Source organism: Streptomyces sp. NPDC057963, assembly GCF_042887155.1.
In the GTDB taxonomy this organism is placed as follows: domain Bacteria; phylum Actinomycetota; class Actinomycetes; order Streptomycetales; family Streptomycetaceae; genus Streptomyces.
Genome location: NZ_JBHVPX010000006.1, coordinates 478,104 through 500,193 on the forward strand (window position 1 = coordinate 478,104; position 22,090 = coordinate 500,193).

Genomic DNA, 22,090 nt, shown 5'->3' on the forward strand with positions numbered 1-22,090 from the left:
GGGCACGTAAGCGCCAACCCGCCGTCTCCTCAGGGCAGTAGCTCGTAGAATCCGAGTTCGAAACCTGAAGGGGGCGGCGTGTTTCTTGTGAACAGGGGTAGCGGACCGACGTCATCGGCGGCCGTACGGGCAGCAGCGGCCACCGCCGCCGCGGCTGCCGCGTCGCTGGCGCTGATCACCGGCTGCGGCAAGGTGGCGGACCCTTACGCATCGGACAAGGAATCCACCGGCCCCACCGCCTCGCCGACCCCGAGTGTGAACCCGTCGTACGGCGCGCAGTACCTCGCCGAGAACGAGTGTGCCGCCCCTGAAGGCGGGTCGAAGGACGTCTACCGCGAGGTCCCGTGCGGCGATCCCAAGGCCGTCGCACGGGTCACCTACCGGATGGAGGCCGGCAAAGCCTCGCCGTTCTCGGCCACCGTCTGCTCCGAGACCACGGACTTCGTGATCGATGTGCCGATCAGCCTCGCCGTTCTGGAGGGCACGCGGGCGACCGGCGAGGGGTACGCCTGCATGCGCAACCTGAAGCCTCCGCACCCCGGTGACCCGGGCGGGGGCGGCGGCCCCAGGATCGAGGTCGGCGACTGCGTGCACAGCGACGGGAAGGCGGGGGACGCGATCTCGGAAGTCGCCTGCCGGACCAAGGGCAGGAAGGACGGCGCGACCCACAGGATCACGAAGATCCTGGAAGACAGGTTCGTGGGCGGCTTCGACGACCCGTGCGAAGGCAAGGCCGACGCGGTCTTCAGCGAGAACCCGCTCATCGACTCCAACCCGGTCAAGAACGACCGCGTCCTCTGCGGCAAAAAGCTCTAGAACGCGTCGCGGAACCGGGTGTCCGCGTCCCGTGCCGTCCGCTCGGACAACCGGCCCGAGCGGACGGCCGACCTGCGAGGATGCCCGTCGGCGCAGGTACCCGGAACTCCTCCGCCGCCTCTCCCGGGCTCTCCCAGGACCCGGATGCGGACGTCCGGCAGGCCGCCGGGTCCACCCAGCCCGACGAACAGCCCTAACCGAACTCGCACCACACCACTTTGCCCGGATTCCGCTCCCCCACCCCCCACCGATCCGCCAGCGCCGCCACGATCAGCAGCCCGCGCCCCGACTCCCCGTCCGGCTCCCGCACACCCGGCTGCCCGTCCCCGCTGTCGTGGACCTCGACCCGCAGCAGCTTCCCTTCCTCGCGCAGCAGCAGCCGCACCAGATACCCCCGCCCCGGCGGCACCCCGTGCACCAGCGCGTTGGTGGACAGCTCGCTCACGCACAGCAGTACGTCATCCAGCCGCGCACCGAACCCCCAGTCGGTGACGGCACCTCCCACGAACTCCCGTGCGGCAGGCACCGATCGGCGTTCGCGCCGGTAGAACCGCTCACGCAGCAGCGAGAGTTGCATCGTCTCGTTCATGGGACGAGAGTCACATTCTGTGACTACGCTGCCGCAGTATGCGCACCCGTACAGATTTCTTGTACGGGTCGTGCACGCGTGACGTACGCACGTCGGTGGGAGTTCGAACCGTATGCACCCCAGAAAGCAGCAGCGCAAGAACGCGTCGGCAATGAAACTCGTGGGAAAACTGGTCGGACTGTTCCGCGTCTCGGCCGGCCTGACCCAGGCCCGGCTCGCGGAGCGGGTGGGCCACCAGGTGGAGACGATCGCCTCGATCGAACAGGGCAGACGCGCGCTGCTGCCGGAACTGGCCTCCCGGTTGGACGAGTTGCTGGAGACCAAGGGGGCGCTGGCGATGGCCGTGGGCAACATGCCGGAGGTGGACCTCATTCCGGCGTGGGTCGAGCAGTACCTGGATCTGGAACGGGAAGCCCTGGCCCTGTCCTGGTACGACAACCAGGTACTGCCCGGACTCCTCCAGACGGAGCCCTACGCCCGAGCCGTCTTCCGCAACCGAATCCCGGTCTTCAGCGAGAACGAGATCGCCATCCAGACCACGGGCCGTCTGAAGCGCCAGGAGATTCTGCACCGCCCCTCGCCCCCCACCATCAGCTTCGTCGTCTGGGAACCGGTCCTGCTGCTCCAGCTCCTCGACGACGAGGGACATGCGGAGCAGCTGCGCCACCTGCGGGCGTGCGCTGCGCTCCCGGGCATCTCCCTCCAGGTCCTGCCGCTGAACAGCCGCACCCATGCCGGGCTGAACGGGCCGTTCATCCTGCTGGAAACCCCGGACTTCCAGCGCGTCGCCTACTCCGAGACCCAGCGCGGCAGCCTGCTCGTCTCCGACCCCGACGAGGTCAGCATCCTCGCCCAGAAATATGCGATGCTGCGAGCCCAGGCCCTCAGCCCCGAAGACACCGTGGGCCTGTTGGACCGTCTGCTGGGAGAGCTATGAGCAGCACCGCACTTGAGTGGTTCAAGTCCAGCCACAGCGGCGACGAAGGCGGAGCCTGCCTCGAAGTCGCGTACGAATGGCGCAAGTCGAGCTACAGCGGCAGCGAGGGTGGAGCCTGCCTCGAAGTCGCCTACGACTGGCAGAAGTCGAGCCACAGCGGCGACGAAGGCGGGCAGTGCGTCGAGGTCGCCGTCCACCCCGCCGCCGTCCACATCCGCGACTCCAAGAACCCCGAGGGCCCCGCCCTCACCGTCGCACCCACCACCTGGACGGCCTTCGCCGGTTTCGCCGCCGACCGGCGACCCGCCTGACCCCACGGGAGGAACACCACCGCCATGGCTGTCATCCACCGCACCACCCTGACGCCCACCAAGCTGGAACTCCTCGCCACCTGGCTGCCCACGCAGCCCTGGTACCGCGGCGCGTCGGGACAGCAACCCGAGTTGGCCACGTCCGGTGGATTCCGGCTGGACGATCCGGAGGGCGAGGTCGGCATCGAGTTCATGGCGGCCATCGACACCTCGGGCGCCCAACCGGTCACGTATCACGTGCCGTTCAGCTATCGCGGCGCACCGATCCCGGGGGCCGACCAAGAGCTCATCGGCACCACCGAGCACGGGGTGCTGGGGCAGCGGTGGATCTACGACGGGACGCGTGACCCGGTCCTCGTCGCCCAGCTGTTCGCGCTGATCGTCGGCGAGGCCGAGCCGCAGATGCAGGGCGTGAGCGACACCCCCGACCCGTCCGTCACCGGTCGGTTCGCGGAGACCGGAGCCAAGGCGGCGATCGCCGCCACGACCGTGACCGACGACCCGGACGGTACGGACATCCTGGTGGAGACGGCCGACGGACGTCGGCTGGCCATCCACATCAACCGCGTTCTCCAGCCCGGTCAGGACTCCGAGGAACAGGCGCTCGGCCACGTGGTCGCGGACGCGTCGCTGCCCGACGGCACCACCGCTCGCACCGCGTTCGTCGTGGTTCACGCACGCCCGTAGGCGAACCGCAGCGCCCGGCCGATTGTCAGTGGCCGGGCCTACAGTTTGGTCATGGCGACGCTCCCGAACCCGCTCCCGTCCCTGGCCACGTCAGGGCTCCAACTCCCGTCCGGCTCACTGGTGGACGCCACGATCGACGGCACCTGGCACGAGCCGCTGCTCTGGTGTGCCGACGAGCCCGCGTCCCACGGCACATGGCGCACGCTGCGCGAGGCCGGGCGAACGGTCGGCCTGCTTCCCGTGCTGATCGACGGCGGCAGACGTGACCAGTGGCCCGACACCTGGGACCTGATCCCGGACAGCACGTCGTACCCCGGCGATCACGACGCCGAGGAGGTGCTCGGCGAGTACTGGGAGGACTGCGCGCCCGAGGAGCTCGACGCCGCCGAGGGCGAGTGGCCGGGCCTGGCCCCCGTACCGGCCGCCGAGGGGCAGGACACCCCCGACGACCTGGCGGTCGCGATCGCGGAGGAGTGCGTCGGCCCGGACGGCTGGTATCCCGGCTCACGGCTGGCGCTCGTCCCGGCCCGGCGCAGTGCGGACATACCGGCGGCGATCGGCTGGTCCGGCCCGGTCAACTACGAGGACGACACGGCCCGGCTCTGCGCCGTGCTCCGCTCCTGGGAGGACCGCTTCGGCATACGGGTCGTGGTGCTCGGCTTCGACACCCTGACCGTCTCGGTCGGACGGCCGCCGACCACCCTGGCCGAGGCACGGGCTCTCGCTGCCGAGCACTTCGCGTTCTGCCCGGACAACATCGAACAGAACCCGCCATACGACCTGGACGTCTACGCCGAGAAGGCGGTCCTGAACCAGGAGACCTGGTCCTTCTGGTGGGACTGAGCGAACCTGCCGGGTTCACTCCGGACCGCCCCCAAGGCGGGCCGGGGTGAACCCCTTGGCCGAACCCTTGGCCGAACCCCTTCGCCGAACCGCACGGTCGCGCGGTCGCACGTCGGCACCGGCACCGGCACCGGCACCGGCGGAGGCGGAGGCGGAGGCGGAGGCAACGGCGGAGGCCATAGGCGGAGAACATGGGCGGAGGGCACCGGCACCGGCGGGTGGCTCCACGGGCCTGATCACCACCCGCAGCGGGTGAGTACGCGCACTCATGTGCGGTGCGGAGAGCCCCGGTTGACTCGCTGGCATGACTGACGTCCCCACGGCCCCTCGTCCGCCGCGCACCTGGATCGCCTCGCTGATTTCCACGGTCGTGACGCTTCCGCTGGCGTTCTTCGCCCTGGTCTTCGGCGCGTTCGCTCCGATGGCATGCGATTCCTGCACGGAGCCCGAGGCCGGCCGGTTCGACACCAGCTTCGATCCCGCGTGGACGGTACTCACCCTCGGCCTGGTACTGGCGCTGATCACCCTGGTCGCGAGCTGGGCGTTCAGCCGACGCAGGCCGCCGGCCGGACTCGCCCTCGCCGTGCTCGCGCCCGGTGTCGTGTTCTTCGCATGGGTGGTGTTCATGGCCCTGATCGACTGGCCGTGAGCCTCCGCGGGGAACCGCCGCGCCCTGCCCGGGAAAGCTGCGGCTCGTGGCCCGGCCCGGTAAGTTGGCTTTCTTCGGGCGGCGCAAGCTCCCGGAGTCCCCGAAGGCGAAGCCCATGACGAACCTCGCCCAGATGCCTGCACGACTCCGCCTCGACACCGCGCTGAACAACCTGACCACTGTCTTTCGCGGGATGACCGCCCACCCCGACGAGCACAACTGCGAGTGCCACTGGGGCAGTGCGGAAGACCTCGCGCAGCTGAAGACACCGGACGCGGTGCTGGACCCCGACCTTCTGCATCGCACCTGGCAGGCCACCGACTGGACGTACAAGGCATCCGTGCTCCGCCGGATCCTGCCCCAGTTCGCCACGGCCCTCACCACCGGCCTCTTCGAACCCCTCTTCGGCATGGCGGAGGCCGGACGCACCTTCCACCAGGCCGAGTGGCAGCAGTGGCCCGTCGAACAGGCCGCGGCTGTAAGAGAGTTCCTGCACGCATGGTGGGCCCACACTCTCACCGAGCCGGACCCCGTCGTGCCCGCGTACCAGGTCCTCGTACTGGCCGCCGAGGCATCCGCCACGCTCGGCCCCTGGCTCCGCACCTGGGAGGCGCAGAATCACCCCACGGCCGACGAGCACCTGGTCGAAGCGGTGACCAACTGGGAGTACGACCTTCGGGGAGATCAACTCCCCTGGAGCACCTGGCACGACGAGGTAGACATGTGCGCCGAGCTGACAGCCTGGCTACTGCGTCACGCCCCCGCCCGGCTCCGGGCCCACGGCGCCCCCGAAGAACTGCTCCACCAGATACGACTGCTCGGCCTCACCGGCCCCGAACGCTGGGACGAGGACCTTGGAGCCGGTGGGGTCGCGTAATCAACTGCCGCCGACTCCCCGTGGAACCCACCCAGCCGGTGACCGCGTGTCGTCACCGTCGGCCGACGGCCGCCTTGGCCGCCTTGGCCGGTGCGGACGGTGCGGACGGTGCGGACGGTGCACCAGCTGGGCGGGGTGAGGGCGGCCAGCGGGGTCAGGATCCTGTGGATGCCTTTCGGCAGTTTTGCCCTTGCAGCCACAAGTTGCCTTCGGCCCAGCCGGTCTCACAGTGGAACCGGGCTTTGGTGCGGCGGTCGACGACGTCGAAGTCGGAGATCGGGCCCCAGTGGTCGGAATTGCACTCCCGTGCGAACAGGTTGGGCAGGTCCGCGTCGACCTGCGCGCAGGTGAAGACTCGCGCCGCCGCGGCCGGGCTGCCGGCCCCGGCGGTGTGCGATGCGGCGGCTGAGGCAGCCACGGGGGCGGCCACGAAGAGGAGGGCCGCGAGAGCGCCGGTGGTAAGGGCTCGCGTGCCAGTGCGACGGGCTTGCTGCATGGTGGTCACGTCAGTCTCTCCTTGGGAGACGGTCCGGACACGGTCGTGCCCGGACAACGCACGCCCGACGCGACGGGGCGTGCTTCCCAGCGCATCCACGGGCGTCCTGAACCCGGACGGTCCAGTCCTCCCTCTCATCGGCACGCCGATGCCGACGAGTTGAGCCAAACCACCCCGCCGGCAGGCGTACGGAGCACACCGTCGAACCCACTGCGCGCCGCATGCCCGTTCCGCGCCCGTTCCGCGCCGACCCCGGCCAACAGCTCACCCCGGCCGACAGCTCACCCCGCGCGTACTGCGCCCGGAGAACGCGAGACGCGCAGGGGCCCGCGCGGCCGCTGCCGGACAGTGGTGTACAGGTCGGCAGCCGGTGCGCCGAGCGTCGCGGAAAGGGCCGTCCGAAGCACGCCCGTGGGGCCGGGTGGGCGGCCCTGCCTCCATGCCTGAACCACCGGGAGACCACCCGCCCAGGAACCCTGCGATACCTGCACATTCCACGATCGGTTGAACAACGGCTCCTCGGGCCGACCCAGGCCGACTCGGGCCGACCCAGGCCGACTCGGGCCGCGTCAGCCGGCGAACCCCGGCACCACCAGACCGGACTCGTACGCGATCACTACCGCGTGGGTCCGGTTCTGCGCGCCGAGCTTGGTCAGCACGTTCCCGACGTGCGTCTTCACCGTCTCCAGGCTCACCATGAGCGACTCGGCGATCTCCGGGTTGGACAGGCCGGTGGCCATCGACCGCAGCACCTCCTCCTCCCGCCCCGTCAGCGCCGCCTTCGGCAACGCCTCGGCGGAGCCCAGGGGGCGGGCGGCGACCATCCGGCGCAGTGCCGCCGGGAAGAGGATCGCCTCCCCCGCCGCCACCACCCGCACCGCCTCCGCGATCTGCTGGACCGGAAGCCGCTTGAGCACGAACCCGCTGGCCCCCGCGCTGAGCGCGGCGGTGACGTAACCATCGTTCTCGAAAGTGGTGATCACCACGACCTTCGGCGGTTCGGCGGAATCGGCGAAATCGGGGGAATCGGCAAGGAGTTGCCGGGTGGCCTCGATCCCGTTGAGACGCGGCATCCGCACATCCATCAGGACCACGTCCGGCCGCAGCCGCCGCGCCTGCTCGACCGCCTCGACACCGTCGGCGGCCTCTCCGACCACCGCGATCCCCGGCCGTGCCGCGAGCAACATGCGCAGACCGCTGCGGGTCACCTCGTCGTCGTCCGCGATCAGGAGTGTGACGGGGGTGCCGACGGGGCCGGTGGTGGAGGGGCCGGTGCCGGCGCCAGTCGCGACGGCTTCGCTCGCGTCAGGGCCATGCGCGAAGGCTCCGCCCGGGTCGGAGCCGATCATGCCGGCAACCGTACCGGCAGCCGGACCGCCAACCGCCAGTGCTGCGGCCCGTCCGGACCGACCTCGATCTCACCGTGCAGCAGGCGCACGCGCTCGGCCAGCCCGGGTAGGCCGTGCCCGGACGTCGGGAAGGCACCCGTCCCCGTGCCCGTACCCATGCCCGTACCTGGATCAGCACCCGTATCCGTGCCCGTGCGCGTGCCCGTCCTCGCCCCGGTCGGGTTGACCACACTGAGCTCCACTCCGTTCGGCGCGGCCGCCACCCGGACTTCGATCGGGCCGCCCGTCCCATGGCGCAACGCGTTCGTCAGCCCCTCCTGGAGGATCCGGTAGGCAGCCCGGGAGAGGGTCCCCTGCACCTGCGCCGGCTCTCCCGACAACTCCGACTCCACCACCGCGCCCGCGTGCCGCAACCGCTCCAGCAGCTCGGGCAGGTCGGCCAAGGTCCGGGTCGGCGCTGTCTCCGCCTTCTCCTCGCGCAGCACGCCCAGCACGTAGTCCAGGTCCTCCAGCGCGGCCCGGGTCGACTCCTCGATGCTGCGCAGCGCGGCCCGTGCCGCCACCGGGTCGACGGAGAGCACCTCGCCCGCCACCGCCGCCTGGATGGTGGCTGCGGTCAGCGTGTGCCCGATCGAGTCGTGCAGCTCGTGGGCCAGGCGGTTGCGTTCGGCCAGCCGCAATTCCCGTTCGGCCGCCAGCGCGAGCCGCTCGGCCGACGACGGCCCCAACAGCCTCGGCGCCAACCACCGCAGGGCGCTCGTCACCACCACGCACACGGCCGCCGCCAGCAGCACGCAGCCGAGCGCCACCGCCCAGGTACCCCAGCCACCCGACAACCGCACCGACCGGCCGAACAGACTCAGCCCCGCCTCGGCACGGAACCAGCCCCAAGGGAGGGTCAGGCCCGCGAGGAGCAGCACACCGCTCACCATCGCCCCCGTCCACCCCAGTGCCACGTGCAGCAGCAGCCAGACCGGAGTCCGCCAACGGTCTGCGCCGCAGGGCACGGCGGGGGCCGGCGCAGCGGGCGCGGGCCCGGTACCGGGTGAGCTCGCGGACCGGCCTACGGTCACCGGGTCCGGCAACGGCACCTTCAGCAGTCGACGGGCGCACGTGATCAGCACCCGCCGCGTGGTGCGGGCCAGCCCGACCACGCCGATCAGCACGGCCCAGACCAGCAGGGCCAGAACAATCTGCACCCCCTCGGGTGCGGAGCCCCACACCAGCACCGGCAGCAGTGCGAAAGGCAGCAGTGGAACGCTCGCCAACGCGCCGCAATAAGCGAACAGCGCACCCGCATACGTGGAGCCGCGCAGCAACGGCCGGATTCCCCTGGTCATAATCGGCCAGTATGACCGGTCGGCTCACCGGTGGCCTCCCCCGATCGAGGGAGCGTTTTTTCCCGCCTTTCCGCGATGCGCACCCGAGACCCCGCAGGCCAGGATCGTGTCCTGCCCAGTTGACGGGAGGACGGATGATGAACACGCAAGGGACAGAGACGCCGCCGAATCACACGGCACCGGCTGAGGCCGTGCCGACTCGGACGATGTCGACTCGGACCGCCGGGCCGGACCCGTATGCGCCCTGCCCCCGGGGCCCCGGCAACGGCCCCGGCCCCGGCACACGGCCGCCGGTCGGCAGGAACAGCCTGGCCGTGGCCGCCATGGTGCTGGGCATCATCGGCTTGCTGACCTCGGTCGTCTTCGTCGGCGGCCTGCTCGGCGGCATCGGCATGATCCTGGGCATCGTCGGCCTGAGGACGGCCAAGCGGACCGGCATCGGCCGGGGCAAGGCCATCACCGGCGTGGTGACGTCGTCCCTCGCAATCGTGGTGTCCGTCCTGGTCGCCGTCTTCATGGTCTGGTACGCCAACAAGACGCAGGAGTGCTACCAGCCGGAGAGCATCCAGCAATACAAGCAGTGCGTCCACCAGCAGCTCACCGGGCACTGAGCGGGCGCCACCCGGGCACTGAGCGCCACCCGGGCACTGAGCGCCGTCCGGGCACTGCCCGGCGGCCGACAGCACAGTCGGCAGCACGGCCGGCGACGCCCCCGGCTCGGCGCACCGTTCGGACGGCCGCCCCCATCAGGCCCCGGGCCACCACGTTGAAGATCAGCACGGCGCCGCAAGCCAGACGCCGTGAGTCACGGCTCCGTGAGTCAGGCGCCGCAAGCCAGACGCCGTAAATCAGGCGCCGCAAGTCAGGCGCCGTGAGTCAGACCCCGTAAATCAGACAGTGAGTCCCGTCCTGACGACGGACTCACCGACCTCCCGCGCGCAAAAGGGCGGAAGGACCAGTCATCTCTCCCCAGCAAGGACGAGCATCATCATGCGAAACGGACGAATAGCTTCTCTTCTGGCCGTCGGCGCCGTGGCGACCTTCGTTTCGACGCCTGCACCTGCGCCTGCACTGGCCGCTGCCTCCTCCCAGTCCGCTGCGGCCAAGGCCCCTCTGTTCCCGTACACGCAGCAGAAGCCGCAGTGGCAGCGCTGCGACGCGGAGAGCCCCGCCGCCTATCAGTGCGCGACGGTCAAGGTGCCGCTCGACTACAGCGATCCCGGTGGCAGGCAGATCGACCTCGCGATATCCCGGCTGAAGGCGAGCAGTGCGAAGGAACGTCGCGGCGTTCTGCTGCTCAACCCCGGCGGCCCCGGCGGGCCCGGCCTGGACATGCCGGTCACCCCGGACTTGGACTTCCCCCAGGAGGTGAAGAGCCACTACGACCTCATCGGATTCGACCCGAGGGGTGTCGGGCAGAGCTCCCCGGTCGGCTGCGGTCTGACTGCCGACGAGCAGGACTTTGAACGCCCGTACCGGGCCGAGACCTTCGCGAAGGATGTGGAGTGGGCGCGAACGGTGGCCGACAAGTGCCAGGCCAAGGCGGGTGACACACTGCGGCACCTCACCACCCGCAACACCGCTCGCGACATGGACGTCATCCGTGCCGTGCTGGGAGAGAAGAAGATCTCCTACCTGGGGTTCTCCTACGGCACCTACCTCGGCGCCGTCTACACGCAGATGTTCCCGCAGCGAACCGACCGGTTCGTGCTGGACAGTGCGACCGACCCCGCACGGGTCTGGCAGGGCATGTTCCAGGCGATGGCGGAGGGAACCGAGCCCGCCTTCACGCGATGGAGCGAGTGGACGGCCCGGCGACACGCGACGTACGGACTGGGCAGCACCCCGGCCGAGGTCCGCACGTCCTTCTGGGACCTGGTCGCCCAGGCCGACCGCAACCCCATCGACGCCGACGGGAAGCTCCTCACCGGTGACGGCATCCGCGCCGAGCACGCCGCGTTCTTCCACGTTCAGGAAGCCGCCGAATGGGTCGCCGGGCTGAAGAAGGCGGCCGAGGACACGAAGCCGGCCCCGCCCGGCACGCCCGAGCGGGCCCCGAGCCCCGTCACACCGACGCTCGCCCGTGACGTTCCCTCGGACAACGACGCCGCGAGCGCCTGGGCCGTCCTGTGCGCCGACACCCGTACCTGGCCGCGCGACCCCGAGCAGTACCGCCGCGACGCGATCCGCGACAAGGCCCGTTATCCGCTGTACGGCGATTTCGCGTCCAACATCAAGCCGTGTGCGTTCTGGAAGCAGGGCGGCGAGCCCGCGACAACGGTCAACAACAAGGTCAGTGCACTGATCCTGCAGAACGAGTGGGACCCCGCAACACCCCTGGCCGGCGGCCAGGGCATGCACCGCGCCCTGCGCGGCTCCCGGATGGTCACCGTCGCCGGGGGAGAGGGGCACGTCGTCTACGGCTCCAACTCCTGTGCGGACAAGACCAGCACGGTCTACCTGACCACGGGCAGGCTCCCGGCCGAGGACCTGACCTGCCAGACACCGGCCGGTCAGCAGGACACATTCTGAACGCTCTTCGCACGCAGTCGCGCCGTCGCACCATGGATCTCGAAACCGCACGGCACATGCCCGTCCGGCGCCGTCATCTCCGCCACCTCGGCGAAGAAGGTATCCCGCAGGAACCCAGCCACCCGACTGCCCAACTACCCAGCGCTCATCGCCTGCGTAACATTCTTGGCTCCAGTGCACCGGCCCCGAGAGGAACACCCCATGCCCCCGATGCCGGTCCCGAGCCCGGACCCGAACCACCCCGACCGCCTCCACCACCCCGACCGCCTCCACCGCCTCGTCGAGGAGTTCCGCGCCCTGCCCGCCACGAGCGACCGCAGGCACGAGATCGTCGCGGAGATGGACGGCGACGCCGATGCGCTGCCCTTCCTCGTCTCGGTCGTCGCCGACCCGCAGGAGTACGACCTGGCCCGCGTCGAGGCGGCCACGGTCCTGCGTCTGTGGCCCCCGTCCGACCCGGCCACCGCCCGCGCCGCCGCCCGCGCCCTGCTGACCGCGCTGAACGACCCCGAGGAGGACCTGGTCCGCCAGTACGCGGCCAGGGCGCTCGGCCCCTACGCCGACGACCCGGCGGTCGACGAGGCCCTGGCCCGCACCGTCCGGGAGGACGAGGACCCTCTCGTACGGCACAACGCCCTGGCCGCCGTCGAGAAGGCGGGCCCGAGCGGCGCCCGTACCGAGGTACTGCGCGCCCTTGCCCGGGACCCCGACCTCGGCACGGCGGCGGCCCGCATCCTCACGGCCTGGGACCACAGGCCCGACGCCTAAGGGCTGTCCCGTAGGGCCTCTCGGGTGGATCAGGCCGGGCCCGCGGGGTCCGGCCTGATCCAGACGAAAGACCCAGGGCTGTCCACCCGGCGTCCGCTACCGGATCAGGAAACTGTCGACGATCATGTAGTCGCCCGTCTTCATGACGCCCCTGAGGATGTGCGCGCCGGGGGCGAGCCCGGCCGCGCGGAAGACGGTCTTCTGGTGCACGCGCGTGGCGTTGTGGTTGTCGATCGTGCCCGCGGACCGGCCGTCGACGAAGAGCTCGATCTCGCCCTCGTCGGTGTTGACCTGGGTGATGAGATCGATCGCGGTCCCGTTGAAGGCCAGCTCGAAGGAGTCCCCGACCGTCTGGGTGGCGTGTACGTCGTCGGCCCAGCCGCCCGCGCCGCCGCGATACCTGTTCTTCCAGTCCCAGCCGGTGCCGGTGTAGACGACGCCGGACGTGTTGTTGATCTGCTCGCCGCCGGTGGGCTTGCGCAGGGTCACCTCGGTGGACGCCTGATCACGCCAGACCTTCAGCGCGACGCCGGCTCCGGGAGCGGCCTGGTTGTAGGCGAGCCAGAAGCTGTTGCGGTCGGTGACCGGCCGGCCGTCGATCTCCCGGATGACGTCGTTGGCGCGCAGCCCCTGCCGGTACGCCTCCGAGGCGCCCGGCACGGAAGCCAGGTGCAGGCCGTTGGTGTCGGTCAGTCCGGTGGCGGACTTGATCGCGTCGGAGTAGATCCCGGTCACCGGCACGCCCAGCAGCGGTTCCGGAAGGGCGTCGAGGGTGTCGGTGTCAGGAGTCTCCGTGGGCCAGGTGAGCGGCGGCGGCGTGGGGGATCCGGCCTTGCCGAAGCCGCCCGTCGCGATGTTGTGGAAGCCGAGAGCCAGGGCGGGCGAGCCGGGCCGCACGGTGTAGTCGAGCTTCGCCGGGTCCGTGAAGGGCGACGCACCCGTGAACTGCGGGTCGGCGGTCACCGAGCGGGTGTCCAGTCCGTTCGCCCGCCAGGCGTCGTCGACGCCCCCGACGGCATTGCCGTTGTTCCAGAACAGGTTGTCGTTGACGACGGGCCTGCTCCTGGCCATGTCGGCCTGGATCAGGCTGTAGGGGGTGTCGGTGACGAAGACGTTCTTCTCGACGACGTCGCCGCTGTCCGCGAACCAGACGTGGAAGTGCGCGCCGCCGTTGACGAAGACGTTGTTGCGTACGGTCCGGTGGAAGCCCTCGCGGAGCTTGACCCCGCCGTTGAGCAGCAGGTTGTCCTCAATGAGGTAGTTCGAGCTGCCGTCGTCGAGGTCGATGTCCCAGTGCGAGGAGTGCCGGATCCGGTTGTGGCGGATGACGGTGGTCTCCATCGCGTCCAGCTTCGCGTACGACTTCTTCGTGGCGTCGTCGGCGGTCAGCGGCCAGAAGCGGTCCCGGCCCCAGGAGTTGAAGGGTCCGTGGTCGGACGTCTCCTTGACGCAGTTGAAGATGTCGTTGTTCTGGATGAGGTGGCCGCCCCACGTGCCGTCGTTGATGTCGACGCACGCGCGGGGGCCGTCGTGGAGGGTGTTGCCGTCGACGGTGACCCGGCGGCTCATCGATATCTGCACGCCGGAGGTCTGCTTCTCGAACTGCCCGTTGTCGTGCAAGTAGTTGTCGCGGATGCTGATGTCGCGGGGGTAGTTCTCGCTCTTCGGTCCGGGCCGGGTGTCGCTGATGGTCCTGCGCATGCTGTCCCAGGTGGACGGTTCACGGACCGCGTCCGGATTGCCGACGACCGCGATGTCGGAGGCCCCCGAGTGGCTGAACTCGTTGCCCGAGACGGCGTCGTGGCTGTTGTACCCGTCGATCAGGAGGGCGTTGCCGCCGAGCTGGTCGAAGTGTGAGTCGCGTACGGAGACGTTCTCGGTGTTCTTCAGATGGACCGCCGCCGCTCGCGCGATCGCCCAGTCGCCGAGCTGGAGCTTCTCGTACGGAGTGTTGAAGAGCGTGCGGTGGGTCCGGGCGAAGGTGAATCCGGAGAAGGTCAGGTGGTGGACGGCGTCGCCCGGCCCTCGGCCCTCCACCCGGATCAGTTCGTTCCGCTCGGCCGTCTCGACGCGGGCACGGGCGGGGTCGGTCCCGGCCGGGGGGTAGAAGTACAGCTTCCCTGCGGGTTTGTCGTAGAACCACTCGCCGGGGGCGTCGAGTTCCTCGAAGACGTTCTCGACCATGCGGTACGTGTCGTGCAGGCCGCTGCCCCGGTTGTTGTCGCCGACCCAGGCCAGTTCGGGCGTGCCGTCCGCCTTCACGCCAGTGACCTCGAAGGAGTTCCCGCCCCACATGCCGTCGTGCAGACCGCGTACGAGCGCCGTCGTCGGATTCTTCCAACGGGCCACACGCTCGGCGGAGATGGCGTCCGGCGCGTACCCGCCGAGGATCGCGGTGTCCGGATCGTAGTCGGGGTAGCGGGCGAGCGTCTGCCGCTGCCCGTCGACGAAGAGCCCGTCGAAGTCGAGGCCGGCTCCGATGTCCGCGACCTTGATCGAACCGGAGTAGGACCGCCAGTGGGGTGCGAGCGAACGGCCGCCACTGATGACGACGCGTTCGCCGGGCGCGGCGAGGTACCGGACCGGGGCCTTGCCGGTACCGGAGTCGGCTGCGGTGAACTCCAGGGTGGACCGCAGCCGGTACGTACCCCCGTGCACCACGACATCGACCGGTCTCCGCCCCCGCCCGTCCTGGTGGGATGCCGCGCGGACGGCCTTCCGGGCCCGCTCCAGCGTCCGGAACGGTTTCGCCGCCGAGCCCTTGGCCCGGTCGCTGCCCCGGGGTGAGACATGGAAGGTGACGGCCTCACCGCTCCGGCCGCCCGCGGCGGCGGGCACGACGGGCACGACCGCCAGCCCGACGCCCAGCGCGGCGGTGGCCACGACGGCGGTCAGTGCGGAGGCCGGGCTTCGGCGGCGGGGGCGGGAACCTGGAACGGTGCGCACGGGCACTCCTCATCGACGGTCACGTCGGATCGGCTTCCATGAAAGTCAGGCATCCAATGTCTATGCCCAACTTCTGCGAGTTGTACGAGATCAACGCGCCGCAAGCTATTCATACATCGGATGACCGTCAAGAGGTTGAACCAAAAGAGCCCCCGCCCGCCCCGGCAACGGGGACGGACGGGGGCTCACCGCTCCGGCGGCGATCACTCAGGGGATGGGAACCGGCACCGAGGACGACGGGCGGTGGGGGCGGGGACGGCCGTCCTCACCCCGGCGCCCGGACGGGAACGGCAGACGCCCACCCCGCCGCCGTTTCCGCTCAGCGCCGCCGCAGCCGCTGCGCGACCTCGGTCGCCCAGTACGTCAGGATCATCTGCGCCCCGGCCCGGCGGATACCGGTCAGGCTCTCCATGATCGCCGCGTCCCGGTCGATCCAGCCCTTCTCCGCGGCCGCCTCGATCATCGCGTACTCGCCACTGACCTGGTACGCGGCGACCGGCACGTCCACCGAGTCGGCGACCTTCGCGAGGATGTCGAGGTACGGACCGGCCGGCTTGACCATGACCATGTCGGCGCCCTCCGCCAGGTCGAGCGCCAGCTCGCGCAGCGACTCACGGGCGTTCGCCGGGTCCTGCTGGTACGTCTTGCGGTCGCCCTTGAGCGAGGAGCCGACGGCCTCGCGGAACGGCCCGAAGAACGCCGACGAGTACTTGGCCGTGTAGGCGAGGATCGAGACGTCCTCGTGGCCCGTCTGGTCGAGCGCGTCCCGGATGACACCGACCTGGCCGTCCATCATGCCGCTCGGGCCCACCACATGGGCGCCCGCGTCGGCCTGGACCTGGGCCATCTCGGCGTACCGCTCCAGCGTCGCGTCGTTGTCGACCCGGCCGTCCTCCGTCAGCACACCGCAGTGGCCGTGGTCGGTGTACTCGTCCAGGCACAGGTCCGACATGATGACGAGATCGTCACCGACCTCCGCGCGCACCGCCCGCAGCCCGGCCTGGAGAATGCCGTCCGGGTCGGTGCCCGCCGTGCCCCGGGCGTCCTTCTTCTCGTCCGCCGGGACGCCGTAGAGCATGAACCCGGAGACCCCGGCCGACACCGCGTCGACGGCGGCCTTCCGCAGGGTGTCCAGGGTGTGCTGCTGCACACCGGGCATGGCCGAGATGGCGACCGGGGCGTCGATGCCCTCGCGCACGAACGCGGGCAGGATCAGATCCGCCGGGTCGAGCCGTGTCTCGGCGACCATCCGCCGCATCGTCGGGGTCGTCCGCAGCCGCCGGGGGCGGGAGCCGGGGAAGTTTCCGTACACAGTCATCCTTCGAGACTAGACCCGTACACATCACCGTCTTACCGACACCCGCGCCGGGAAAACCGACACCCGTACACCGACCCCCGCGCCGGGAAAACGGGCAGGGGCCCGGCCGCCGAAGCAGCCGGACCCCCGACACCGTGAACCGGCCGATCAGGTCGTCGTACGACGCCGCCGCGCCCCCGGACGCCGCTCGCTCGGCCGCGTCACCGGGTCGCCGGCCTCCTTCGCCGCCTCCCGGCGCTGCGCACCGAACTCGGCGAGGGCCTCGGCCAGCTTGTGCACCGAAGGCTCCGGCGACAGGACGTCGACGCGCAGACCGTGCTCCTCGGCCGTCTTGGCCGTCGCCGGGCCGATGCACGCGATGACCGTCACATTGTGCGGCTTGCCCGCGATGCCGACGAGGTTCCGCACGGTCGACGACGAGGTGAAGAGCACCGCGTCGAAGCCGCCGCCCTTGATGGCCTCACGCGTATCGGCGGGCGGCGGCGAGGCGCGGACCGTGCGGTACGCGGTGACGTCGTCGACCTCCCAGCCCAGCTCGATGAGCCCGGCCACCAGCGTCTCGGTGGCGATGTCGGCGCGCGGCAGGAAGACGCGGTCGATCGGGTCGAAGACCGGGTCGTACGGCGGCCAGTCCTCCAGCAGGCCGGCGGCGGACTGCTCACCCGACGGCACCAGGTCCGGCTTCACACCGAAGTCGACGAGCGCGGCAGCGGTCTGCTCACCGACGGCCGCGACCTTGATCCCGGCGAAGGCACGGGCGTCGAGCCCGTACTCCTCGAACTTCTCCCGGACGGCCTTCACCGCGTTGACGCTGGTGAAGGCGATCCACTCGTAGCGGCCCGTGACCAGGCCCTTGACCGCGCGCTCCATCTGCTGGGGCGTACGAGGCGGCTCGACGGCGATCGTCGGGACCTCGTGCGGCACGGCACCGTACGAACGAAGCTGGTCGGAGAGCGACGCCGCCTGCTCCTTCGTGCGCGGGACGAGCACCTTCCACCCGAAGAGCGGCTTGGACTCGAACCACGCGAGCTGGTCGCGCTGGGCGGCGGCGCTGCGCTCACCGACCACGGCTATGACGGGCTGGTGCCCGTCCGGCGACGGCAGGACCTTCGCCTGCTTCAGGACCTGCGCGATCGTCGCGAGGGTCGCCGTCCAGGTGCGCTGGCGGGTGGTCGTACCGGCCACCGTCACGGTCAGCGAGGTGTCGGGCTTGCGGCCCGCCGAGACCAGCTCACCGGCGGCCGCGGCCACCGAGTCGAGCGTCGTCGAGATGACGGCCGTCGCATCGCTCGCACCGACCTCGGTCCAGCAGCGGTCCGAGGCGGTACGGGCGTCGACGAACCGGACGTCGGCGCCCTGTGTGTCACGCAGCGGCACACCGGCGTACGCGGGCACGCCCACGGCGTTGGCGACACCCGGCACGACCTCGAAGGGGATGCCGGCGGTGGCGCAGGCGAGCATCTCGGCACCGGCGTTCCCGTCCAGTCCCGGGTCGCCGGAGACGGCACGGACGACCCGCCTGCCGCCCCTCGCTGCCTCCATGACAAGATTGGCCGCATCCCTGAGAACGGGGACACCGGCGGCTGTTGACTGTGCGTCAACAACCGTCAGTTCAGGGGTGCTTACGCCTGCCCGCGCATGGCAGCGAACGACGCCGAGAACGTCCGGCTCGGCGACAAGGACGTCCGCGCTCGCGAGCGCCTCGACAGCGCGCAGGGTCAGCAGTCCCGGGTCGCCGGGACCGGCGCCGAGGAAGGTGACGTGCCCTTGTGCGGACAGGGCCGGAAAGTCGGATGCGGCGTGGCCGGTGGGGCTCAAAGTGCTCGCTCCCCCATAAGACCGGCCGCACCCTTGGCGAGCATCTCGGCCGCGAGTTCGCGACCGAGGGCCGCCGCGTCGTCGTGCGACGTGGGGACGGGACCGGTGGTGGACATCTGTACCAGCGAGGAGCCGTCGGTGGAACCGACGACACCGCGCAGGCGCAGTTCGTTGACAGCCTGCCCGTCGACCAGGAGGTCGGCCAGCGCACCCACAGGTGCGGAACAACCGGCCTCCAGGGCGGCGAGCAGGGCACGCTCGGCGGTCACGGCGGCCCGGGTGACCGGGTCGTCGAGCTCGGCAAGCGCGGCGGCGAGGTCAGCGCTGGTCGCAGCGCATTCGATCGCCAGTGCTCCCTGGCCGGGAGCGGGCAGGACGGTGTCGACCGACAGGAAGTCGGTCACCTCACCGCTCCGGCCGAGGCGGCTGAGCCCGGCCGCGGCGAGTACCACCGCGTCCAGCTCCCCGCTTCGTACGAATCCGATCCGCGTATCGACATTCCCCCGGATCGGCACGGTCTCGATGTCGAGGCCGTGATTGCGCGCGTACGCGTTGAGCTGCGCCATGCGGCGCGGCGAGCCGGTGCCGATGCGGGCACCGGACGGCAGCTGCTCGAAGGTCAGCCCGTCCCGCGCCACCAGTACGTCGCGCGGGTCCTCGCGCACCGGTACGGCGGCCAGCACGAGGCCCTCGGGCTGGGCGGTCGGCAGGTCCTTGAGCGAGTGGACGGCGAAGTCCACCTCGCCGCGCAGCAGCGCGTCGCGCAGCGCGGCGACGAACACGCCGGTGCCGCCGATCTGCGCGAGATGCTCCCGGGAGGTGTCGCCGTACGTGGTGATCTCGACGAGCTCGACGGCGCGCCCGGTCACCTCGCTGACCGCGTCGGCGACGAGGCCGGACTGCGCCATGGCGAGCTTGCTGCGCCGGGTGCCCAGCCGGAGCGGCGCGTCGGTCTGCGCGCGCTGGGGTGAGTTGTCGGTCATGACCGCCCTCTATTCGGGTCGTTCAGGTCTGCCCGGGAGACGGCGGCGACCGTCTGCGGGTCGAGGTCGAAGAGTTCCCGCAGCGCATCGGCGTACCCGGCGCCGCCGGGCTCGCTGGCGAGCTGCTTGACCCGCACGGTGGGCGCGTGCAGGAGCTTGTCGACGACGCGGCGCACGGTCTGCGAGATCTCGGCGCGCTGCTTCTCGTCCAGGTCGGGGAGGCGTCCGTCGAGCCGTGCGATCTCGCCCGCGACGACTCCGGCGGCCATCGTGCGCAGGGCGACGACGGTCGGGGTGATGTGGGCGGCACGCTGGGCGGCGCCGAAGGCGGCGACCTCGTCGGCGACGATGGTGCGCACCTGGTCCACATCGGCGGCCATCGGGGCGTCCGCCGACGCCTCGGCGAGCGACTCGATGTCGACGAGGCGCACACCGCCGAGGCGGGCGGTGCCGCCGTCGATGTCGCGCGGCATGGCGAGGTCGAGCAGGGCGAGGCGGACGGGTCCGGCGCCCTGGGCGGGCACGGTGGCCCGGACGGCCCGGCGCACCGTACCGGCGGTGCCGTTCTCCACCCAGGCGGCGTGCCGGTCGGAGTCGGCCGACGGCGCGGGGACGGGGGCGGCGGGCGCCTCGTGCGCGGGGTCGAAGGCCAGGCCGAGCGCTCCGGCGACGGCCTCGGCGGTCAGCACGAGACCCGTGGCGCCGGTGCACGAGACGACGACGTCGGCACGTGTCAGTTCACCGGCGACGGCGGCCATCTCCACGGCTCGGGCGGTCACTCCGGTACCCCCGGACTGGCCCAGGATCTCGACGAGCCGGTCGGCACGGGCCCGGGTCCGGTTGGCGACGGCGATCTCGGCGACACCGGCACGGGCCAGGGTGGCGGCGGCCAGCGAGGACATCGAGCCCGCGCCGATCACCAGCGCGCGCTTGCCCCGGGCCCAGTCGGTGACGTCCGCACCGGCCGCGAGCTGTTCGAGGCCGAAGGTGACGAGCGACTGCCCGGCCCGGTCGATCCCGGTCTCGCTGTGGGCGCGCTTGCCGACCCGCAGGGCCTGCTGGAACAGATCGTTCAGCAGCCGGCCGGCGGTGTGGAGCTCTTGCCCCAGCGCCAGCGCGTCCTTGATCTGGCCGAGGATCTGGCCCTCGCCGACGACCATCGAGTCCAGCCCGCAGGCCACCGAGAAGAGGTGGTGGACGGCCCGGTCCTCGTAGTGCACATAAAGATATGGAGTGAGCTCGTCCAGCCCGACCCCGCTGTGCTGGGCGAGGAGCGTGGACAGCTCGGCGACGCCCGCGTGGAACTTGTCCACGTCGGCGTACAGCTCGATGCGATTGCAGGTGGCCAGCACGGCGGCCTCGACCGCGGGTTCCGCGGCGAGGGCGTCCTGGAGCAGCTTGGCCTGCGTCTCGGCAGCCAGCGAGGCCCGTTCCAGTACGGAGACGGGGGCGCTGCGGTGGCTCAGCCCTACGACGAGAAGACTCATGCCGGCATCACGGCGGGCATGTCCCCGTCAGGTCCCTTCCGGCTGTCGGCGACGGCACGCACGGGCGGCGCGGCCGTCTCCGGGCTGCTCTCGGAGGTGTCCTCGCCGGCCTTGCGCTGCTCGTGGAAGGCGAGGATCTGGAGTTCGATGGAGAGGTCGACCTTGCGGACGTCGACGCCGTCGGGCACGGAGAGCACCGTCGGCGCGAAGTTCAGGATGGAGGTGACGCCCGCGGCGACGAGCCGGTCGCAGACCTGCTGGGCGGCACCGGCCGGGGTCGAGATGACACCGATCGACACGCCGTTCTCGCTGACGATCTTCTCCAGCTCGTCGGCGTGCTGCACGGGGATCCCGGCGACGGGCGTTCCGGCCATCGCGGGGTCGGCGTCGATCAGCGCGGCGACCCGGAAACCACGGGAGGCGAAGCCGCCGTAGTTGGCGAGCGCGGCGCCGAGGTTGCCGATACCGACGATCACGACCGGCCAGTCCTGGGTGAGCCCGAGCTCACGGGAGATCTGGTAGACGAGATACTCGACGTCGTACCCGACACCCCGCGTCCCGTAGGACCCCAGGTAGCTGAAGTCCTTGCGCAGCTTGGCAGAGTTGACCCCCGCCGCCGCCGCGAGCTCCTCGGACGAGACCGTGGGGACCGAGCGCTCGGAGAGCGCGGTCAGTGCGCGCAGGTACAGCGGAAGTCGGGCGACGGTGGCCTCGGGAATTCCTCGGCTACGGGTCGCCGGTCGGTGAGTTCGGCCAGTTGCCACGGTGCTCCTGCGGGATGAGCGGGGCTGCAGGCGGCCGTACGTCACAAGGCCGCCCCGTCGAATGCAGGCTATGTCTTTGTGAACACGTGCACAAAGATAGTGTCCGTTTTGTCCGGTCAAAGTGACCGGGGTCACGCACATTCGTTGCGCGATCCCGGAACCAAGGATCGCATCAGCCCGTTGCGGGCCCGAAGGGGGCAAAGCGGCACACACTCCTCACAACCACTCCCCCGAGATCACTCAAAACGCCCATGATGGTAACCGGGTTTCACTCATGGACGCAGTGCGTTGCGGAGCCTCGCCGGGTCCACCCGCCAGAACGTGTGCTGCTCCTCGTCGATCAGGACGACCGGGATCTGCTCCCAGTACTCCCGGTGCAGCTCCTCGTCCTGGGTGATGTCCCTCTCCTCCCAGGAGGCACCGGTCTCCTCGCACACCTCCCGCACCACCGCCCTCGCATCGTCACAGAGGTGACATCCGGGCTTCCCGATCAGGGTCACCACCCGGTCCGCGGGCTTCTTCCTCGTACGTCGCAACAGGGCACTCATGCCTTCATTCTGCGCCGAACGGGTCCGGTATC

The 22,090-nt window shown here is 70.7% G+C and carries 21 protein-coding genes; 10 read left to right on the forward strand and 11 right to left on the reverse strand.

What is annotated here, in order from left to right; translation table 11 throughout:
• Positions 1-87 precede the first annotated feature (87 nt).
• Complete coding sequence (locus tag ACFVT1_RS17665; protein WP_389796111.1) at positions 88-816, forward strand: hypothetical protein; 729 nt, start codon at positions 88-90, stop codon at positions 814-816.
• A gap of 193 nt (positions 817-1,009) precedes the next feature.
• Here ACFVT1_RS17665 and ACFVT1_RS17670 read toward each other — a convergent pair whose 3' ends face one another.
• Positions 1,010-1,405, reverse strand: a complete 396-nt coding sequence (locus tag ACFVT1_RS17670) for an ATP-binding protein (protein ID WP_389796113.1) — start codon at positions 1,403-1,405, stop codon at positions 1,010-1,012.
• Positions 1,406-1,556: 151 nt separating this feature from the next.
• On the opposite strand from ACFVT1_RS17670, the gene ACFVT1_RS17675 reads away from it, so the two are divergent.
• The 6 genes from ACFVT1_RS17675 to ACFVT1_RS17700 all read left to right on the forward strand — a co-directional run bounded on the left by ACFVT1_RS17675 (position 1,557) and on the right by ACFVT1_RS17700 (position 5,709).
• Positions 1,557-2,342, forward strand: a complete 786-nt coding sequence (locus tag ACFVT1_RS17675; RefSeq protein WP_389796220.1) for a Scr1 family TA system antitoxin-like transcriptional regulator — start codon at positions 1,557-1,559, stop codon at positions 2,340-2,342.
• The gene (locus tag ACFVT1_RS17680) at positions 2,339-2,653 is read left to right on the forward strand and encodes a DUF397 domain-containing protein (protein WP_389796115.1); all 315 of its coding nucleotides are present in this window, start codon (positions 2,339-2,341) and stop codon (positions 2,651-2,653) included. The genes ACFVT1_RS17675 and ACFVT1_RS17680 overlap by 4 nt, the downstream gene beginning before the upstream one ends.
• 24 nt (positions 2,654-2,677) lie before the next feature.
• On the forward strand, positions 2,678-3,340 hold the full coding sequence (locus ACFVT1_RS17685; protein ID WP_389796117.1) for a 1,4-alpha-glucan branching protein: 663 nt from the start codon (positions 2,678-2,680) through the stop codon (positions 3,338-3,340).
• 51 nt (positions 3,341-3,391) lie between these two features.
• Positions 3,392-4,183 (forward strand): DUF4253 domain-containing protein, encoded by a 792-nt coding sequence (locus ACFVT1_RS17690; RefSeq protein ID WP_389796120.1) that lies wholly within the window; start codon positions 3,392-3,394, stop codon positions 4,181-4,183.
• A 304-nt stretch (positions 4,184-4,487) separates the two neighbouring features.
• Positions 4,488-4,832 carry a hypothetical protein gene (locus ACFVT1_RS17695; RefSeq protein ID WP_389796123.1) on the forward strand — a complete coding sequence of 115 codons (345 nt, stop codon included), beginning with the start codon at positions 4,488-4,490 and terminating at the stop codon, positions 4,830-4,832.
• Positions 4,833-4,965: 133 nt separating this feature from the next.
• On the forward strand, positions 4,966-5,709 hold the full coding sequence (locus tag ACFVT1_RS17700) for a hypothetical protein (RefSeq protein ID WP_389796125.1): 744 nt from the start codon (positions 4,966-4,968) through the stop codon (positions 5,707-5,709).
• Positions 5,710-5,863: 154 nt separating this feature from the next.
• Here the strand turns inward: ACFVT1_RS17700 and ACFVT1_RS17705 are convergent, their stop codons facing one another.
• From ACFVT1_RS17705 to ACFVT1_RS17715, 3 genes are all read right to left on the reverse strand, one after another.
• The gene (locus ACFVT1_RS17705; protein WP_389796127.1) at positions 5,864-6,214 is read right to left on the reverse strand and encodes a hypothetical protein; all 351 of its coding nucleotides are present in this window, start codon (positions 6,212-6,214) and stop codon (positions 5,864-5,866) included.
• A gap of 560 nt (positions 6,215-6,774) precedes the next feature.
• The gene (locus ACFVT1_RS17710) at positions 6,775-7,554 is read right to left on the reverse strand and encodes a response regulator (protein ID WP_389796129.1); all 780 of its coding nucleotides are present in this window, start codon (positions 7,552-7,554) and stop codon (positions 6,775-6,777) included.
• Entirely contained in the window at positions 7,551-8,894 is a 1,344-nt protein-coding gene (locus tag ACFVT1_RS17715; RefSeq protein ID WP_389796132.1) for a sensor histidine kinase, read from the reverse strand. Before ACFVT1_RS17715 ends, ACFVT1_RS17710 begins: the two co-directional genes overlap by 4 nt.
• Before the next feature lie 206 nt (positions 8,895-9,100).
• On the opposite strand from ACFVT1_RS17715, the gene ACFVT1_RS17720 reads away from it, so the two are divergent.
• From ACFVT1_RS17720 to ACFVT1_RS17730, 3 genes are all read left to right on the forward strand, one after another.
• Positions 9,101-9,505: a DUF4190 domain-containing protein gene (locus tag ACFVT1_RS17720; RefSeq protein ID WP_389796134.1), complete on the forward strand. Its 405-nt coding sequence runs from the start codon at positions 9,101-9,103 to the stop codon at positions 9,503-9,505.
• Between the two features lie 379 nt (positions 9,506-9,884).
• Positions 9,885-11,426, forward strand: coding sequence for an alpha/beta hydrolase (locus tag ACFVT1_RS17725; RefSeq protein WP_389796135.1), 1,542 nt, complete (start codon positions 9,885-9,887; stop codon positions 11,424-11,426).
• 201 nt (positions 11,427-11,627) lie between these two features.
• The gene (locus tag ACFVT1_RS17730; RefSeq protein ID WP_389796138.1) at positions 11,628-12,194 is read left to right on the forward strand and encodes a HEAT repeat domain-containing protein; all 567 of its coding nucleotides are present in this window, start codon (positions 11,628-11,630) and stop codon (positions 12,192-12,194) included.
• Positions 12,195-12,290: 96 nt separating this feature from the next.
• On the opposite strand, the gene ACFVT1_RS17735 is transcribed toward ACFVT1_RS17730, so the two are convergent.
• The 7 genes from ACFVT1_RS17735 to ACFVT1_RS17765 form a co-directional block, all read right to left on the reverse strand.
• Positions 12,291-15,140, reverse strand: coding sequence for a right-handed parallel beta-helix repeat-containing protein (locus tag ACFVT1_RS17735; RefSeq protein WP_389796140.1), 2,850 nt, complete (start codon positions 15,138-15,140; stop codon positions 12,291-12,293).
• A gap of 319 nt (positions 15,141-15,459) precedes the next feature.
• A complete protein-coding gene (gene hemB / locus ACFVT1_RS17740; RefSeq protein WP_389796142.1) occupies positions 15,460-16,458 on the reverse strand; it encodes a porphobilinogen synthase in 999 nt (332 codons plus the stop codon).
• 147 nt (positions 16,459-16,605) lie between these two features.
• Positions 16,606-18,276 carry a uroporphyrinogen-III synthase gene (locus ACFVT1_RS17745; RefSeq protein WP_389796144.1) on the reverse strand — a complete coding sequence of 557 codons (1,671 nt, stop codon included), beginning with the start codon at positions 18,274-18,276 and terminating at the stop codon, positions 16,606-16,608.
• The gene (hemC, locus tag ACFVT1_RS17750; protein ID WP_362199094.1) at positions 18,273-19,259 is read right to left on the reverse strand and encodes a hydroxymethylbilane synthase; all 987 of its coding nucleotides are present in this window, start codon (positions 19,257-19,259) and stop codon (positions 18,273-18,275) included. The genes ACFVT1_RS17745 and hemC overlap by 4 nt, the downstream gene beginning before the upstream one ends.
• Positions 19,256-20,746: a glutamyl-tRNA reductase gene (locus ACFVT1_RS17755; protein WP_389796146.1), complete on the reverse strand. Its 1,491-nt coding sequence runs from the start codon at positions 20,744-20,746 to the stop codon at positions 19,256-19,258. The genes hemC and ACFVT1_RS17755 overlap by 4 nt, the downstream gene beginning before the upstream one ends.
• A complete protein-coding gene (locus ACFVT1_RS17760; RefSeq protein WP_389796148.1) occupies positions 20,743-21,510 on the reverse strand; it encodes a redox-sensing transcriptional repressor Rex in 768 nt (255 codons plus the stop codon). Before ACFVT1_RS17760 ends, ACFVT1_RS17755 begins: the two co-directional genes overlap by 4 nt.
• Before the next feature lie 272 nt (positions 21,511-21,782).
• Complete coding sequence (locus tag ACFVT1_RS17765; protein ID WP_389796150.1) at positions 21,783-22,058, reverse strand: glutaredoxin family protein; 276 nt, start codon at positions 22,056-22,058, stop codon at positions 21,783-21,785.
• Positions 22,059-22,090 lie beyond the last annotated feature (32 nt).